At 44.2% G+C, this 15,948-nt stretch carries 11 protein-coding genes, 1 tRNA gene, 1 rRNA gene and 1 pseudogene; 8 read left to right on the plus strand and 6 right to left on the minus strand.

Translation table 11 applies throughout. From position 1 onward, the window contains the following. Both HMPREF0999_RS12665 and HMPREF0999_RS23335 read right to left on the minus strand, forming a co-directional pair. A 16S ribosomal RNA gene (locus tag HMPREF0999_RS12665) occupies positions 1-73 on the minus strand; the annotation flags it as partial. 1,026 nt (positions 74-1,099) lie between these two features. After that, positions 1,100-1,210 (minus strand): annotated as a pseudogene (locus HMPREF0999_RS23335) (integrase); the annotation flags it as partial. A 119-nt stretch (positions 1,211-1,329) separates the two neighbouring features. On the opposite strand from HMPREF0999_RS23335, the gene HMPREF0999_RS12680 reads away from it, so the two are divergent. The 6 genes from HMPREF0999_RS12680 to thiL are packed head-to-tail and all read left to right on the plus strand — an operon-like array spanning position 1,330 to position 10,605. After that, entirely contained in the window at positions 1,330-4,266 is a 2,937-nt protein-coding gene (locus tag HMPREF0999_RS12680) for a xanthan lyase (RefSeq protein ID WP_009276080.1), read from the plus strand. Further along, positions 4,263-5,723 (plus strand): glycosyltransferase family 2 protein, encoded by a 1,461-nt coding sequence (locus HMPREF0999_RS12685; RefSeq protein ID WP_009276081.1) that lies wholly within the window; start codon positions 4,263-4,265, stop codon positions 5,721-5,723. The genes HMPREF0999_RS12680 and HMPREF0999_RS12685 overlap by 4 nt, the downstream gene beginning before the upstream one ends. Continuing rightward, the gene (locus tag HMPREF0999_RS12690; protein ID WP_009276082.1) at positions 5,720-6,670 is read left to right on the plus strand and encodes a DUF4922 domain-containing protein; all 951 of its coding nucleotides are present in this window, start codon (positions 5,720-5,722) and stop codon (positions 6,668-6,670) included. The genes HMPREF0999_RS12685 and HMPREF0999_RS12690 overlap by 4 nt, the downstream gene beginning before the upstream one ends. A 30-nt stretch (positions 6,671-6,700) precedes the next feature. Further along, complete coding sequence (gene sppA / locus HMPREF0999_RS12695) at positions 6,701-8,449, plus strand: signal peptide peptidase SppA (protein ID WP_009276083.1); 1,749 nt, start codon at positions 6,701-6,703, stop codon at positions 8,447-8,449. A gap of 10 nt (positions 8,450-8,459) precedes the next feature. Then, on the plus strand, positions 8,460-9,569 hold the full coding sequence (gene lpxK, locus HMPREF0999_RS12700) for a tetraacyldisaccharide 4'-kinase (RefSeq protein WP_009276084.1): 1,110 nt from the start codon (positions 8,460-8,462) through the stop codon (positions 9,567-9,569). A gap of 7 nt (positions 9,570-9,576) precedes the next feature. Further along, positions 9,577-10,605, plus strand: coding sequence for a thiamine-phosphate kinase (thiL, locus tag HMPREF0999_RS12705; RefSeq protein ID WP_005858417.1), 1,029 nt, complete (start codon positions 9,577-9,579; stop codon positions 10,603-10,605). Positions 10,606-10,681: 76 nt separating this feature from the next. Here thiL and HMPREF0999_RS12710 read toward each other — a convergent pair whose 3' ends face one another. After that, the gene (locus HMPREF0999_RS12710; RefSeq protein WP_009276085.1) at positions 10,682-11,800 is read right to left on the minus strand and encodes a DUF4852 domain-containing protein; all 1,119 of its coding nucleotides are present in this window, start codon (positions 11,798-11,800) and stop codon (positions 10,682-10,684) included. A gap of 215 nt (positions 11,801-12,015) precedes the next feature. On the opposite strand from HMPREF0999_RS12710, the gene HMPREF0999_RS12715 reads away from it, so the two are divergent. Both HMPREF0999_RS12715 and HMPREF0999_RS12720 read left to right on the plus strand, forming a co-directional pair. Continuing rightward, a tRNA-Phe gene (locus tag HMPREF0999_RS12715) sits at positions 12,016-12,088 on the plus strand. Positions 12,089-12,335: 247 nt separating this feature from the next. After that, entirely contained in the window at positions 12,336-13,568 is a 1,233-nt protein-coding gene (locus tag HMPREF0999_RS12720; RefSeq protein ID WP_029257133.1) for a site-specific integrase, read from the plus strand. Between the two features lie 389 nt (positions 13,569-13,957). On the opposite strand, the gene HMPREF0999_RS12725 is transcribed toward HMPREF0999_RS12720, so the two are convergent. The 3 genes from HMPREF0999_RS12725 to HMPREF0999_RS12735 are packed head-to-tail and all read right to left on the minus strand — an operon-like array spanning position 13,958 to position 15,868. Further along, on the minus strand, positions 13,958-14,362 hold the full coding sequence (locus tag HMPREF0999_RS12725; protein ID WP_009276088.1) for a hypothetical protein: 405 nt from the start codon (positions 14,360-14,362) through the stop codon (positions 13,958-13,960). Next, positions 14,359-15,279 carry a DUF5712 family protein gene (locus HMPREF0999_RS12730; protein ID WP_009276089.1) on the minus strand — a complete coding sequence of 307 codons (921 nt, stop codon included), beginning with the start codon at positions 15,277-15,279 and terminating at the stop codon, positions 14,359-14,361. Before HMPREF0999_RS12730 ends, HMPREF0999_RS12725 begins: the two co-directional genes overlap by 4 nt. 4 nt (positions 15,280-15,283) lie before the next feature. Then, complete coding sequence (locus HMPREF0999_RS12735; protein WP_009276090.1) at positions 15,284-15,868, minus strand: BfmA/BtgA family mobilization protein; 585 nt, start codon at positions 15,866-15,868, stop codon at positions 15,284-15,286. Positions 15,869-15,948 lie beyond the last annotated feature (80 nt).

The following is a 15,948-nucleotide window of genomic DNA, read 5'->3' on the forward strand; positions in this document are numbered from 1 at the left end:
GCTGCCCCTCGACTTGCATGTGTTAAGCCTGTCGCTAGCGTTCATCCTGAGCCAGGATCAAACTCTTCGTTGTTTAAATTGTTTCTTAATATCCTCGCTCCGGAATCCGTTTATCGTAGTCCAAAGTCATACTTCTATTGACGGTATTAATCCGGAGAATCTCTTCTCCAATACTTGTACTACTTGTTGAATTATGTAAATCTCTCAAAGAACTCTTCTGTCGCTTTCGTTTTGCGAACGTGGCTGCAAAGATAAGGACTTTTATTTTAAACTTCCAAATTATTCCGGAACTTTTTTTTCTAAAAGTTTGTTTCATCATTTTGTACCGGCGTTCTCTCTCGAATGCGGGTGCAAAAGTAGTGTTATAAAACATAACCTCCAAACTTTTTCGGAACTTTTTTGCAATATTTTTTTCATGAGGGGGACTGCGTACATTAAATAATACGTGACGCTCTTTTTTAACTTACGAGTCACCACGTGTACCGAAAACAGGGCTCTCACGAGTGCTTTTACACGTATAAAAACGATAAACAGGGTCCTGGCGACGAGAGGAAATCATACGGGAAAAACGGCTTTCTGCTCATGGAATCACGAGAAAATCGCTCTGTACACGTGCTTTTGGGCCACGTAAATGTGAGTTTAGGCCGATTATATCGCCCAAAAGACTAAAAAAGGGTTAAGAGAACAGTATTACATAAACAACTGTCTATCTATACTTTAAGACATCAAGAAAATCTTCAAAAAAATCACAGGGCGCATTAGGGCGCATCTTTACGTGTTCGCAAAAACATTTTACAAAAAAAATATATTACTCCATCTATATATAAGTAAGACGCTAATTTTTTTATAATATAAAAGTTTTACAAACCTCGCAAAGATGCGCCCTTTGCGCCCTGAACCATCCCCTACCAACTTATCAGGGATACAAAAAAAGCCTATGGGACACGGCCGTAAAGTCATTGAGATAACACCTCTATCCCATTGACTTTACCACCGTTTCCCATTGAGATACTATCGTAAACCCGACACTTCAAGAAGGGATAATCATTCCCCAGATAGGCGTCTTGACCATGAACACGAATAGTTCGCTCGCAACTGAACTGAACCGCACCATCGTCCCGTTAATCGCTACCCGTCCCATGATAAGGACAAATCCGTTCTTCTCCTTGCTGCCGTTCACATAGATTTGACTTCTCCCAATATCCACAATTTGCCCCTACCTTCTTCATATTCAATTTTAATTGCGCCAATCTGGGCTTTTTATAAGGTTATTACGGAGATTTTCCGTAAATTTGTAGAAATAAGACAGCCAATAATATTTATAAAAATATGCGAGAAAAACTCTCCTATCCTGTTAGGATCATCATATCCTTACTATCCATTTTTCTCTGGAGCTTTCCGGCAGAAGGGCAGGATAGTGAAAGCTTAAAAAAGCAATTGGATCAAAAGCTAAACTCTTTCGCAAGGCAATATGTGTCTTCACGCACCATTAAGATTGACTCCATCCTCATGCAGAAGAAGAAAGTCACGCTTTTCGCCAATGAAGCTTTGGAGGACATCCCTTTTCGGGAATACAACGTTTCTGAGCTTTACGCAAGTATAGCTCCCCTATTTCCCAATGCCTCCAAGATCGTCATCTTGACCCGAGGTACAGACATTGAGAGCCTGATTCCCGAATACGACAGAAAAGGACGTCCCAACAAAAAGAGGCTATACTCCATTAAAGAGAGCAAATACCCGCTAACCCGTAGCCTATCCAGCCCTCATGAGATAAAAAACGGATTACAAAACCGTCATATCGCCCTTTGGCAAAGCCATGGTTTATATTACGCCCAGACCGCCCATCGCTGGGAATGGCAACGGGCCCGCATGTTCGGCACCGTAGAGGACTTATTTACGCAGAGTTTTGTTCTTCCTTATCTGACCCCGATGCTTGAAAACGCAGGAGCGACTATTCTAATTCCCCGGGAAAGAGACACCCAAATATACGAAATCATTATAGACAATGATCGCTCTACTCCGGGATCCGAGTATAAGGAATTGGATGGGGAGAAAGCTTGGTCGGATGGGGAGAAAGCTGGATTTGGGCATATTCAAGCTACTTATACGAATGGGGAGAACCCTTTTACGCAAGGTACCTATCGGCAGACGGTCACACAGAGGAAAGGAAAAGAAAGTCTCATCGAGTGGATTCCCGAAATTCCGGAATCGGGGAATTACGCGGTCTATGCCTCCTATCAATCTTTTCCGAACAGCACAGAGCAGGCACTGTATACCATCCATCATGCCGGAGGGGAAACCACAATCGCCGTCAATCAAACAATGGGGGGTGGGACTTGGATCTATCTGGGAAACTTCAAATTCACGGCACATGAACAAGCCCATGAGAGAATCGTATTAACGAATCAAAGCAATAAATCGGGAAAGATTATCACGGCAGACGCAATCAAGATCGGTGGCGGCATGGGGAACATCGCACGTAGCCCGCTAGAAAGTCCCTATCCGATAGAAGCAGAGACAAGTGGGTATCCACGGTTTACCGAGGCGGCCCGATATTGGCTACAATGGGCGGGAATACCGGATAGTATCTATTCGAAAAGCGCTTTCCGCAATGATTATCAAGACGACATTTACGCACGTCCCCAATGGGTTAATTATTTAAAAGAACAGACCCATATCCCTATCGACATGGCCTTCGCATTCCATTCCGACGCAGGAACCACCCCGGATGACTCAATTATAGGGACACTCGGCATCTATATGTCTAAAAGCAACGACGGAATCTACACCAACCGGAAAAGCCGGGAGATCGCCAGAGACCTAACCGACATGATCCAAACACAGATCCTGTCCGATGTCCGCAAGGTTTACAATCCTCAATGGAGCCGCCGGGGCATGTGGAATCAATCTTATATAGAGGCACGTATTCCCGATGTCCCAACGATGCTATTAGAATTACTATCCCATCAAAACTTCGCCGATATGCGTTACGGGTTAGACCCACGCTTCCGTTTCCTTATTTGTAGGGCGATCTATAAAGGGATGCTCCGTTATATCTGTTTCCAGAATAAACAGGAGCCTATCGTACAACCGCTCCCACCCGATCGTCTGTATACGGAGCTCGTAGAAACGAATAAAGTGAGAATCGGCTGGAAAGCCGTACAGGATACTCTTGAGGAGAGTGCCTCACCAACCGCCTATATCCTTTATAGTCGAAAAGACAGCGGTGGATTCGATAACGGGACGCTCGTAAAAGGAGAAGAAATCATTCTTCCAATTGAGACGGGTATTATCCATAGTTATAAGGTAGCTGCCGTAAATAAGGGAGGCATCAGTTTCCCTTCCGAGATCGTAAGTGTTTACCGGTCTCCTAAAGGTGAAAAGGATAAGACGGTATTGATCGTCAATGGATTCGACAGGATCAGCGGTCCAGCCAGTTTCGAGAGTACGGCGGATAGTTTAGCCGGCTTTCTTTATGCCGTCGACCGGGGAGTGCCTTATCTGAATGATATCGCATTTATCGGGGATCAATTCGAATTCCGCCGTTCCGCCACATGGAACAGCAATGATAATAACGGGCATGGGGATAGTTACAACAATTACGCAGGCCAAGTCATAGCGGGCAATACCTTCGATTATCCTTTCATACATGGGCAGGCCATGGCCGGGACCGGTTATTCCTTTGTCTCATGTAGCCATAAATCTTTGGCCGAGGGAGTCGTAAAGCCGGATACGTATCCGATTATTGACTTGATTTTAGGAAAACAGCGCCAACCGGTTATCACTCCCGTTTTACAGGATACGCTTCGCAGCTACCTTGCCCAAGGCGGCAACTTGCTTGTAAGCGGGACGAATCTTTTCTCCGACAGCTGGGGCAACGCACAAGACCGTACGTTCGTCGAGGAGGTACTAAAAGGGAAGTTGGCTAGCCGTAATGCCAGCAAGGAGGGAATCGTAAACAGTTGCGCATCCCCTTACGGATATATAAACGGCAGATACACGTTCCGGACACGTCCGAACCCTATTTGCTACTCGATCGAGTCGGTAGACGGTGTACTTCCGGCGGATAAGCTCGCCCATACCATCTTGAGATATCCGGAGAACAATATCGGGGCGGGAATCGTTTATGAAGGGAAATATCGGACTTGTTTGCTCGGTTTCCCGTTTGAGGCGCTTCAAACACCGTCGGAACGAAATCGACTCATGGAGTCCATCTTACGCTTTTTCTCCATTCAACAACAAAATAAAATACAGTATATACAATGAAACGAATCAATTGCTTTATCCCTTATGGAAAAATAGAGGCTACACGACAAACGGTAGCGCAATTGGCCGAGTCGTCCTTAGTGAGTCAGATCTATCTAATCACGGACGATCCCCACGCCAAGGCTATTTATCCCTGCAACTTAATCCGCACGGAGAATATATGGAGCACGAAGACCCTCCGGGAAATAGCCGGCTATGCCAGTGCCCATTATACGTTAATTTATACGAAGACTGAAGAGCTTCAATTAGGCATGTATGCCCTAGAGCGTTTTGTCGCCATCGCCGACGATACGAGATCCGGTATGGTTTACTCCGATTATTACGAGAAGAAGGAGGGCAAACTCAACCCCCATCCGGTGATCGATTACCAGAAAGGAAGTCTTAGGGATGATTTCAATTTCGGCTCCCTCCTACTCTATCGTTCTTCCACGCTACAAAACGCCATAGCCTCCATGGATACGGAATATACATTCGCCGGACTCTACGACTTGCGCCTGAAAGTCTCCCAAAACGCTCCGCTGACGCATATCAACGAATATCTATATACAGAAGTAGAGAATGATTTACGGAAATCCGGAGAGAAGATGTTCGACTATGTAGATCCCAAGAACCGCTCCGTACAGATCGAGATGGAAGCCGCCTGTACAGATCATTTAAAGATGATAGGCGGCTACTTGCCCCCTCATTTCAAGCCAGTCCGTTTTGACGAGCAGACATTTCAAACGGAAGCCTCCGTTATTATCCCTGTACGTAACCGTGTACGGACGATCGAGGACGCTATCCGTTCCGTACTGCGACAAGAGGCGTCCTTCCCTTTCAACCTAATCATTATCGATAATCATTCCACGGATGGCACCTCCGAGCGAATCCAAGCGATCGCCGCCACGGACCTTCGTATTATCCATATCCAGCCGGAGCGTGACGATCTCGGCATCGGGGGGTGCTGGAATATAGGAATACACCATTCGGCTTGCGGCAAGTTCGCCATCCAATTGGATAGTGATGATGTATACAGTGACGAGCATACCCTGCGTAAGATCGTGGAAGCCTTCTACGAGCAGCGATGCGCCATGGTGGTCGGAACCTACCGAATGACCGATTTCGATATGCGAACCATCCCGCCCGGAATTATCGACCATAAAGAATGGACTCCCGAGAACGGCCGCAATAACGCCCTCCGCATCAACGGGCTTGGAGCGCCCCGAGCCTTTTATACACCCTTGCTACGGAAACTAAACCTCCCGAACACCAGTTACGGAGAAGATTACGCCCTCGGCCTACGTATCAGCCGCGAGTACCCGATCGGGCGGATCTACGACGTGCTGTACCTTTGCCGCCGTTGGGAAGATAACTCCGACGCCTCATTGGATGTCGTGAAAATGAACAACCATAATATATATAAGGATAAAATCAGGACTTGGGAACTCGAGGCCCGCTTAAACATGGAAAGACAATGAAACCAAACAACTGGGTCAGCTCATCGCAAGCGACCGAATTACTGTCCAAGCAACTCGTGACATGGCCATTGGCCGAGAAGAACTATAAGGCGCTGGAGGCCGTGCAAGTAAAATCCTTCGATATGGGAGGGTTCTCGATACGTGCGCAATTCAATCCCGCCCGTATTGTTTCCACCGGGGCCAAGGTAGATGCCCGATCCCTAAAAGAACGCAAATGCTTCCTATGTCCCGAGAACCTGCCGGTGGAACAGGAGCGGCTGCCTTTCGGCTTTCGCCATCTGGTATTGTGCAACCCCTACCCGATCTTCCCCCAGCATTTCACGATCCCTACCCGGAAACATACTCCGCAACTGATATTGCCGCAATGGAATGACTTCTTGGAACTGACAAGGAGACTCGCTCCCTTCACCGTCTTCTACAATGGACCCCGTAGCGGAGCCTCGGCACCGGATCATGCCCACTTCCAAGCGGTGACACGAGGCATCATGCCGCTGGATGAAGAGGTAACCCAATTTATACGGCACCCGTATGCGAGCGTATACGACACCCGTATATTCCCGCTCACCGGAAACCTCCGCCCCGGCCTCGTCATCCAAGCCGCCACCGCCGAGGCCGCCACCCGGCTCTTCAAGGAGATCTACGCTGCCCTGCCGCTTCCCCCCGGCGAGCCCGAGCCGATGATGAATATCTTCGGCTCCTATTACGATAATAATTGGGTAATCACGGTTATCCCTCGTAAACGCCACCGCCCATGGCAATACGAGGCTGAGGGGAACGACCATCTCCTGTCCAGCCCGGGAGCTGCCGATATCGGAGGTCTTTTCATCACCCCTTTAGAAAAGGATTTCAAGAAGATCAACCCGGAGCTTCTGCGAGATGTTTACCAACAAGTATGCCTCAGCGACCGGGACGTAGAGGAAATTTTCGTACATTTGTCATCTAATTAGTTTTCAATAGATATGAAACAATTCTTTAAAATGATGTTTGCCTCAACGCTAGGCGTTATGTTGGCAATGGGAATAATCCTGACGGTATTGATATCCATGACTATAGGATATATCGCCACCGTAGGTAGCACACCTGATTACACCCCCAAAAGCAATACGGTATTCAAGATCAAGCTAGACGGGACGCTAGCGGATAACCCGGCGGAGAATCCATTCTCCGCCTTGATGGGCGACAAGGAAAACATGCTGTCACTGAAGGACCTGCTCGAGACGATCCGGATAGCGAAACAGAATGACAAGATTGCGGGGATTTATATCGAATCGGGGCTTCTCTCCTCGGGTAGCGCCAGCTTGGAGGCAATCCGCCGATCGCTGATAGACTTCAAGGAAAGCGGCAAGTTCGTGGTAGCTTACGCCGATAATTTCACGCAAGGGAATTACTTCCTTTGTTCCGTAGCCGATAAGGTATTCTTGAATCCGCAAGGCATCCTTGAGTTGACAGGACTCGCCTCGCAAACCCTATTCTACAAAGGACTGATGGATAAGGTAGGTATCGAGATGCAGATTTTTAAGGTAGGTACCTACAAAGGTGCCGTGGAGCCCTTTATGCTGGATAAGCTGAGCGAGGCGAACCGGGAGCAAATCCAATCGTATATCTCCACCATCTGGGATAATATAACCGAAGGCATCGCCGAATCACGCGGCATCAGCGTGAACGATATCAACCATTACGCCAATGAGGGGCTTTTCTTCGCGGACCCTGTGAAAACGGTAGAATGTGGCTTTATAGACGAATTGAAGTATAAGCCGGAGGTAGAAGCATACGTCAAAGAGCTAGCCGGACAAAATGGAGAGAAACTGAGATCGGCCAACTTAGCTCAAATGAAAACCCTCAAGGCCTCATCCACCAAAAACGCTCCGGAGATAGCCGTACTTTACGCCGAAGGCGAGATTAAGGCGCAAACACCCGGTAGCCTATACGATATCGAGCAAAGCATCACGGAGAAAATGGCCGATGAACTTATCAAGCTAAAAAACAATGACGACGTGAAAGCCGTGGTATTCCGTGTGAATTCTCCGGGAGGTAGCGCTTATATATCCGAACAAATATGGCGTCAGGTCGTCGAGTTGAAAAAGGTGAAACCTGTGGTCGTTTCCATGGGCAACGTAGCCGCCTCGGGAGGTTACTATATCTCATGCGCCGCCAATAAGATCATCGCCGAGCCAAATACGTTGACCGGCTCCATCGGTATCTTCGGCATGTTCCCGAACGCCTCCGGATTATTCGGGAAACTAGCGTTGACCACGGACATCGTAAAGACAAACACATTCTCGGACTTAGGAGACCTCTCCCGTCCCATGACCGAGAGTGAGAAAGCACTGATACAAGGATACGTGGAAAGAGGCTACCAAACGTTCCTTTCCCGTTGCGCCGAAGGTAGAGGTATGACTACCGAAGCGGTCAACGCTATCGGACAAGGACGGGTCTGGACGGGTGAGCAAGCGAAAGAAAGAGGTTTGGTCGATGAGCTGGGCGGTATTGAATTAGCTATAAGCACAGCGGCGGGGTTGGCTGATCTGGATCAGTATAGCGTAACTACCGTCAGCGGTTCCAAGAATTTCTTGGACGAGTTCTTGGAAAGCCAGCTCGGAGAGGTGAAACTCTCTATCGTCAAAAATGTATTGGGTAATGAGTTCGAGTACTTCAAGACGTTGAATAATATCAAGACGAATTGCGGAATCCAAGCTCGTATGCCTTACGATATGAAACCGTTATAATAACTGGACCATGCTGACAGATCATACGATTAAGTTCAATAAACTCCTCACTCCATTCTCTTTCCTTTATGGAATCGGGGTGAGATTCAGGAATCAGCTGTTCGACTGGAAAATCCTTCGGACAGAGCGGTATGATCTGCCTATTATTTGCGTGGGGAACCTGACTGTCGGGGGGACCGGAAAAACCCCTCATACGGAATACATCATCCGTTTGATAAAAGACCGATACCGGGTAGCTGTACTCAGCCGTGGCTATAAACGGAAAACCTCCGGTTTCTTGCTGGCCGATCAGCGAAGTACCAGCAAGGATATCGGTGACGAGCCGTACCAAATGAAACGTAAGTTTCCGGATATTCTCGTTGCCGTAGACGCTGATCGCCGCAGGGGTATCCGCAATCTATTGGCTCTGCCAGAGAATAAGCGCCCGGAAGTGATCGTGCTGGACGATGCCTTTCAACATCGATACGTCGCCCCCACGCTGAACATCCTTTTAACCGATTGCCACCGTCTTTATACGCAAGATAAGCTCTTGCCCGCAGGCCGTTTAAGGGAACCTGTGGATGGCGCTCGACGTGCGGACGTGATCATTGTCACGAAATGTGAGTCATGTATACAACCTATAGACTTCCGGATCATAGAGGAGGATATACATCTCTCAGCTTATCAAGAGCTCTATTTCAGCCGTATTCTTTACGGGGAGCTGGAACCCGTCTTTTCCGGTAAAGCCCCCAGACGCACATTAAAAGGGCTGGCCTCTACTACAGAGGTTTTATTGGTATCCGGTATCGCATCCCCGGCACCTCTCGAAAAAGAGATCCATAAATATACGGAGCATGTCACCTCTTTGGTCTTTCCGGATCATCACGCCTTCGATCGGCATGACATCCAGAAAATACAAACGGCCTTCAAGCGGTTGACTTCTACAAGTAAATTGATAATCATCACGGAGAAAGATGCCGCCCGACTCCGTGACCTTCCTTCGCTTCCCATGGAATGGTTTTCTCATTTATATTGTTTGCCTATTACGGTGGGTTTCTGTATGGATCGGGAAAAACAATTTCAAGAATTAATAGTTAAACATATTGATACAAGAATAAAGAATCATCCTATATTACGTTAACAATCTTATGAGCAATAGAACAGAAATATCGACTTTGGGAGAGTTCGGGTTAATCCGCCATCTCACCGATAAAATAGAACTTAAAAATCCGAGTACGTTGAAAGGTGTTGGTGACGACGCAGCCGTACTGGATTACACAGACAAGCAAGTATTGGTTACGACAGACCTTTTGCTGGAAGGTATTCATTTCGATTTGATGTATGTGCCGTTGAAACATCTCGGCTATAAATCCGCAGTCGTAAACTTCTCAGATATTTACGCCATGAACGGCCGCCCGAAACAGATTACGGTATCATTGGGTATTTCCAAACGTTTCTGTGTAGAAGATCTCGAAGAATTCTACGAGGGCATTAAACTCGCTTGTGATATCTACGATGTAGATCTCGTTGGTGGCGACACTTCCGCCTCACGCACAGGGTTAGCGATCAGCATCACTTGCCTAGGCGAGGGAGAAAAAGGCAAAGTTGTCTATCGAAACGGAGCCAAGGAGACCGATCTTATTTGCGTGTCCGGCGATTTAGGGGCCGCCTACATGGGTCTCCAATTACTGGAACGGGAGAAAAGCATATTTAATGGGGAGAAAGATTTCACGCCCGATTTCTCTGGTAAAGAATATTTGTTGGAACGCCAATTAAAACCGGAAGCCCGCAAAGACATTGTCGAAGTTCTTGATCAAGCTGGAATCGTTCCGACCTCCATGATGGATATCTCCGACGGCCTCTCTTCGGAGTTGCTTCATATATCTAAAGAAAGTAATGTAGGCTGCCGAGTTTACGAAGATCGTATTCCTATCGATTACCAAACCGCAGCCATGGCAGAGCAGTTTAACATGAATCTGATAACTGCGGCATTGAATGGAGGTGAGGATTATGAACTCTTATTCACTGTTCCTTTAGCAGATCATGATAAGGTGTCGGAAATGAAAGGTATTAAGGTGATCGGTCATATAACAAAGCCAGAGTTAGGCAATTATCTTGTCGGTCGTGACGGAGGTGAAGTCGAGCTTAAGGCGCAAGGTTGGAACTCACTAAACTAAAAAGAAATATCCGCTCTGAATTCACGAATGCAAAGCGGTCCGTCTCATTTTTATTGGGGGACGGACCGTTTTCCTATTATTTCATTTCAATGGATCCTAAATAATTATAGAAGAGTTCAAAATCACTTATCTTCAAGAAAGGTAAGTGATAAACATCCATCTTTATAATTTGAGCCTCTATAGCCATTTTCCCATACAAATCAGCCAAAGACATACTCTTTATATCACCGTTATGATAGACCTTATTCTTTTTCTCGGGAAGCTGTACCTTCTTATCCAAGAAACGGATATAAGTATAAGAGGTAGCCAGCGGCTTATTATAGGTAGGCACTTTTCCGACTTTCCTCATATCATAAAACCCTTTCGCACGAGCCGTCTCACAAGAGACATTCATGAACTCTGGTATATTCACAAATCGAAAGACACAATCATCCCATTTACAAAAGCCAATCTTAGCCAACGCATCCGGCTGGTCTGTCTTAATTTGTGGGCACCACAACCCTTTTAATGGAAAGATCTGCTTATCCATATCATATTGTAACATCTCCGACTGACTCTCAATACGAAACACCTTACTAAAATCAACGTCCCCTAACGCCTTTTCCAATTTAGCGGCATATTCTTTCTTAAGATCCGCCATAGTAAATGGATCGGCTTGATTTTTCTCTACCAGATTCTTGTCACAATGAGCCATATACCTTACTATCACATCGTCATCAACTGTCACATTATTTAATTTAAGCGCATAAACAAATAAGAGATCGGACGTTAAATCGACCATACCTTCAACTTCGCTTTTAAAATATTCCGAAACAATATTCCCTTGACTAAGCGCATCATTAATATTTATACAAAGACGCCGTCCATCCAGTTCTACCACGACAAGAGGATGCGTTTCTACCTCAGAATAAACGCCCATACCCTCAAAGAGTTTCTTATCGTAATCTGGAATATCAACGATCACCGCCTCTTGACTAGCCAGATTCTCTTTCGGCATCGTAGAAATCTTCCCATCCTTTGTAAACGTCCTAACAAACAAATATCCGGAAACCTTAGGGACACCAAACATAATCTTATCCCCTTTTTTATACACTTTCCCATCACAGGCAGACACCGCATCACGAGTTCCTATCCCAGCAGCAGCAAATGCCAAACATACCCAACTTAAAACAATACTCCAAATTACTTTCTTCATATCTATAGCTTATTAATCATTCTCTACCCGCTTCCAAAAATAAGTAAAAATCCATATTTATCTACACGCTCCCCCTATTTACCCTGCTTATAGCAGCTAATTCCACCTCTACCCTCAAATATTTTCAAAAAATCCACCGCCACCTATTGCATATATCAAAAAAGTCCGTATCTTTGCACCCGTAATCGAAACAACGATATACAAAACGACATGATGGTGCCATAGCTCAGTTGGTAGAGCAAAGGACTGAAAATCCTTGTGTCCCCGGTTCGATTCCTGGTGGCACCACTTTTAGAGAAAGCAAAAAGAAGTAAACTCCTGATATTCAGTGAATATCGGGAGTTTTTTATTTTTACCCGCTACGCAAAAAACAGCAAATTTCAACCTACTTCGGTGGAGCAAAAGGTGGAGCAAATAAGGAGATATTTCATCTCCACCTTTTGTCTTTGTTTGACTCTGTTTGTCAGCATGTTACATAGCGAAACTCTCTCCACTTTTCCATAATTTTGTATCACTTAAAACAAGTAGAAAAATGATGGAAAGAAATTCATTTAGTGTTTTGTTTTTCCTAAAGAAAACAAAACTATTGAAGAATGGTGAAGCCTCTGTATGTATGAGAATTACGGTTAATAATGTTCGTTCTGAAACGAATATCCGTAAAAGTATTACCCCTTCCCTATGGAATCAGGCGAAAGAATGTTCTCGTGGTAAAGACCGCAAATCAAACGACCTGAACAAGTTTATCGAAGAAGCCCGAATCAAGTTGTATAATATACATGCAGAGCTAAAAAAGGAAAGTTTACCTATAACAGCTACCATTCTTCGGGATAAATTCTTTAACTTGGAAGAAAAAGAAGAACCTAAAACACTTATAGCTACTTTTCAAGAGCATAACGACCAATGTCGCCAGTTGGTGGGTAAAGACTTCGCTTTGGTTACTGTACGTCGTTATGAAAGTTGTAAACGCTATTTAGCCGAACTTATCAAAATCAAATATGACAAGGAAGATTTACCACTCAAAGATATAAACGGAGAGTTTATTCGGGCTTTTGATTTTTACTTGAAAACAGAAAAGGAATGTTCTCAAAACACCGTCATTCGCTATATGAAGTGCCTGAAAAAAATTACGAACTTATCTCTTGCCAATGAGTGGATAAACAAAGACCCTTTTACTGGTATCAAGTTCCATGAAAAGGAAGTCAATCGGGAGTTCTTGACTTGGGATGAATTGCAAATCATAACAAATAAGAAATTTGATTTACCTCGTATTGATTTAGTACGTGATATTTTCATTTTTGGATGCTATACGGGCTTGTCATTTATAGATATTAAGCAACTAACGGCTGAACATATCGTAAAAGACAGAGAAGGTAACTTTTGGATTCGCAAGGCTCGGCAGAAGACAAAGAATATGTGTAATATTCCGCTACTGGATATTCCTTTGGCTATTATTGAGAAATATAAGGATAATCCAAAGTGTCAAAAACAGAATGTTTTACTGCCTGTCCCTTGCAATCAGAAAATGAATAGTTATCTGAAAGAAATCAGCGATTTGTGCGGGATTCATAAGGAAATTTCCACGCACACAGCGCGCCACAGCTATGCCACTTCTGTGTGCTTAGCCAATGGTGTTAGCATTGAGAATGTCGCAAAAATGTTAGGACATTCCAATATCAACATGACAAAACGATACGCACGTGTATTAGACCAAAGCATTCTAAATGATATGCAGAAAGTAGGTAATAATTTGTTTGTATCAGATATTTAAGAATAAAAATAGTGATGTGAAATAGTCCTGATTGAGAGCTATAATATTCAATCAGGATTTTTCATTTATATACAAATGTGGGCTTCCACCCATTTAATAACATCCGATTACTTATACAGAATCTTCCCTTTAATCTGAATAAACAGTATGCAGTGGACTGAACTGCCATCCGATGTCCGTAACGCTCACTCCAACCAACATATTTTTCCTTTTTTTCTCTGATAAACATCCTATATATGGAAAGAATAAATAAGGCAACACTTTTTGTAAATTTACTCTTTTTCGGGACGAAAAAGGAAGAAATTTACAAAAACCGCTTGCGGCTCGGTGTTGCCGTTTTATTCTTGAAATATAACTTTGTGTTCAGATAAAGAAAGGATTAATTAAGATTATTCCATTGGCGAATAAGATATTAGATTGGTTACCGCTATTGCGTAATTCTCGTCATTTATGGAATAAAAGCCTAATTTATTGGCAAATGCACTACTTTTGATGTTGGCGCACTCAATACCAATATAATTGAAACTATATTTTCGGGCTACTTCGGTCAAGAACCTAAGAAAGTGTGTTCCGTGTCCTATCCGTTCTTTACTAAAACCTAATCGGGCGATAATCAGACAATCGGGTGGAAATCGGCTTTCTACTCTCCTGATACGCAAATATAAATCTATCCGGCTGTTTCTCCGGGTGGCGATAATATTATCTACCGTCAGGTAAACGAGCGATTTACTATACTTGAAACGTTCCATCAGGTAGCGGTCTATATCGTTTCTTAGTTCCTTATATTCAATCATCTTCTTATCCCTTTCTTCCTTTTCTTCTTGCGCTTCTGTGCCTGTAAGTTTTCTGCCAATGTTGCATCATAATTGTTGCCATCTCCCAGTGAAAAGATAGATAACAGAGAATCACCGCTTCTATTATCCCCCTGATTAAAAGCGTGTTTATTGTTTTGCTTGCTATCAATATTGCAAGGAATCATATTTTCTCTTTCACTGGATTGGAATACTTCTTTTTTATTTTCGCCAGTAAAGTTCTGCTCCTGTACTTCAATCTGTTCGGAGATAGAACCGTTCTTCATCGTGTTGAGATAATCAAAAGATTCTGTTTGTTGTCGGTTGTAACTGAATATCTTATCAAATCCCTGTTCTGCTTGTTGGAAGAGGTTCACACGGTCAAACCCACCTTTGATTACTCCGTTCTTGGTATTCTTATGGTTGGTTAGCGGAGATAGCTTCTTTTTATTAGTTTGGTCTTTCCGGATTACAATCAAATGGCAGTGCATATTCAGTTCGTTATCGGAACGGCTACGGTCAAAATGTATCTTCCCGTAAAACTTTATATCCGCTTCGGATAGTCCTTTGTTGAAGTTTTTGGCGTATTCAGGAATAAAGACTTCCCGAATATATCGTTTCATGGCTTCGGCTTTCTCCTGTTCGGTATTCCCCATTGCCCGAAGTTCACTTTCTGATGGGCTGACATGGATGGCAAAAAACTTAGCATCTGTTTTCAATAGTTGCCCGATATTACTATCTATATCCTTAATAACTTTTGATTTGTAGATATTATCATCCGTCAGGCTGAAAAAGCCATCGGTATAGATACCTTTCTCCATACGTTCCAAATCTTCATGCTCCATATATGAAGCTAATTGGCGGCTACTTCCTGCATTGTTATACGTTCCACCCGATGATGGGGCAAAATCTATGTGCATGGCTTTATGTGTTTATCAGATTGATAATCTCTGCTTTTAGGCTCTCTTTCCGTTTACTATCCATCACACCACAAGCGGATAACTCCGAATAGAGTTGTATTAGATTTAGTAGCTTCTTATAATCTCGTTGGTGTATCTGATAGAGTGCGTTTAGTTGCTTCCCTTGCTGGTTGATTACGTCAGCGTGCTTGCTAAACTGTTCACTTACTTTTTGCAATACGGCTGTTTGTTTTCCCTGACTGGTTTCCAGCCAAGAAAGAATAAGAGTTTCTAATGTTTTGCCAATGGTATCAAACCGAACGGCAATAGAATTGGCGGTTCGCACCATCGGATTGAGTTGTTCTTCCTCGTAGTGTCGGATGAAGCGGATAATATCATCCTGCCGTTTGTTTATCTTCGCCAGTTCCGATTTTACGGATTCCGGTGCTTCCGATGGGTTGATACAGGCTTTATCAATATAGACAAATGCCAACCGGACTATTTCCCCTTTTTTCATCGAATAGCGTTTACAGAGCTTATCTATTAACTTACTCGTTAGTCGGTCTATTCCGATGGTGGTAAGTGTGGGTATATTATTGGTCTTATCCATGATTATAACTTTTTTATAAAGAAAGTGATATTCATTCAGTTGATTATAAGCGAAATACGTTTTCGACTTATAATCACTGT

The organism is Parabacteroides sp. D25 (assembly GCF_000307475.1).
GTDB lineage: Bacteria > Bacteroidota > Bacteroidia > Bacteroidales > Tannerellaceae > Parabacteroides > Parabacteroides distasonis.

Excerpts from the sequence above, each read along its gene's own strand:
- HMPREF0999_RS12680 (WP_009276080.1), top strand. The coding sequence starts at position 1,330 with ATGCGAGAAAAACTCTCCTATCCTGTTAGGATCATCATATCCTTACTA.
- HMPREF0999_RS12685 (WP_009276081.1), top strand. The coding sequence starts at position 4,263 with ATGAAACGAATCAATTGCTTTATCCCTTATGGAAAAATAGAGGCTACA.
- HMPREF0999_RS12690 (WP_009276082.1), top strand. The coding sequence starts at position 5,720 with ATGAAACCAAACAACTGGGTCAGCTCATCGCAAGCGACCGAATTACTG.
- sppA (WP_009276083.1), top strand. The coding sequence starts at position 6,701 with ATGATGTTTGCCTCAACGCTAGGCGTTATGTTGGCAATGGGAATAATC.
- lpxK (WP_009276084.1), top strand. The coding sequence starts at position 8,460 with ATGCTGACAGATCATACGATTAAGTTCAATAAACTCCTCACTCCATTC.
- thiL (WP_005858417.1), top strand. The coding sequence starts at position 9,577 with ATGAGCAATAGAACAGAAATATCGACTTTGGGAGAGTTCGGGTTAATC.
- HMPREF0999_RS12710 (WP_009276085.1), bottom strand. The coding sequence starts at position 11,800 with ATGAAGAAAGTAATTTGGAGTATTGTTTTAAGTTGGGTATGTTTGGCA.
- HMPREF0999_RS12720 (WP_029257133.1), top strand. The coding sequence starts at position 12,336 with ATGGAAAGAAATTCATTTAGTGTTTTGTTTTTCCTAAAGAAAACAAAA.
- HMPREF0999_RS12725 (WP_009276088.1), bottom strand. The coding sequence starts at position 14,362 with ATGATTGAATATAAGGAACTAAGAAACGATATAGACCGCTACCTGATG.
- HMPREF0999_RS12730 (WP_009276089.1), bottom strand. The coding sequence starts at position 15,279 with ATGCACATAGATTTTGCCCCATCATCGGGTGGAACGTATAACAATGCA.
- HMPREF0999_RS12735 (WP_009276090.1), bottom strand. The coding sequence starts at position 15,868 with ATGGATAAGACCAATAATATACCCACACTTACCACCATCGGAATAGAC.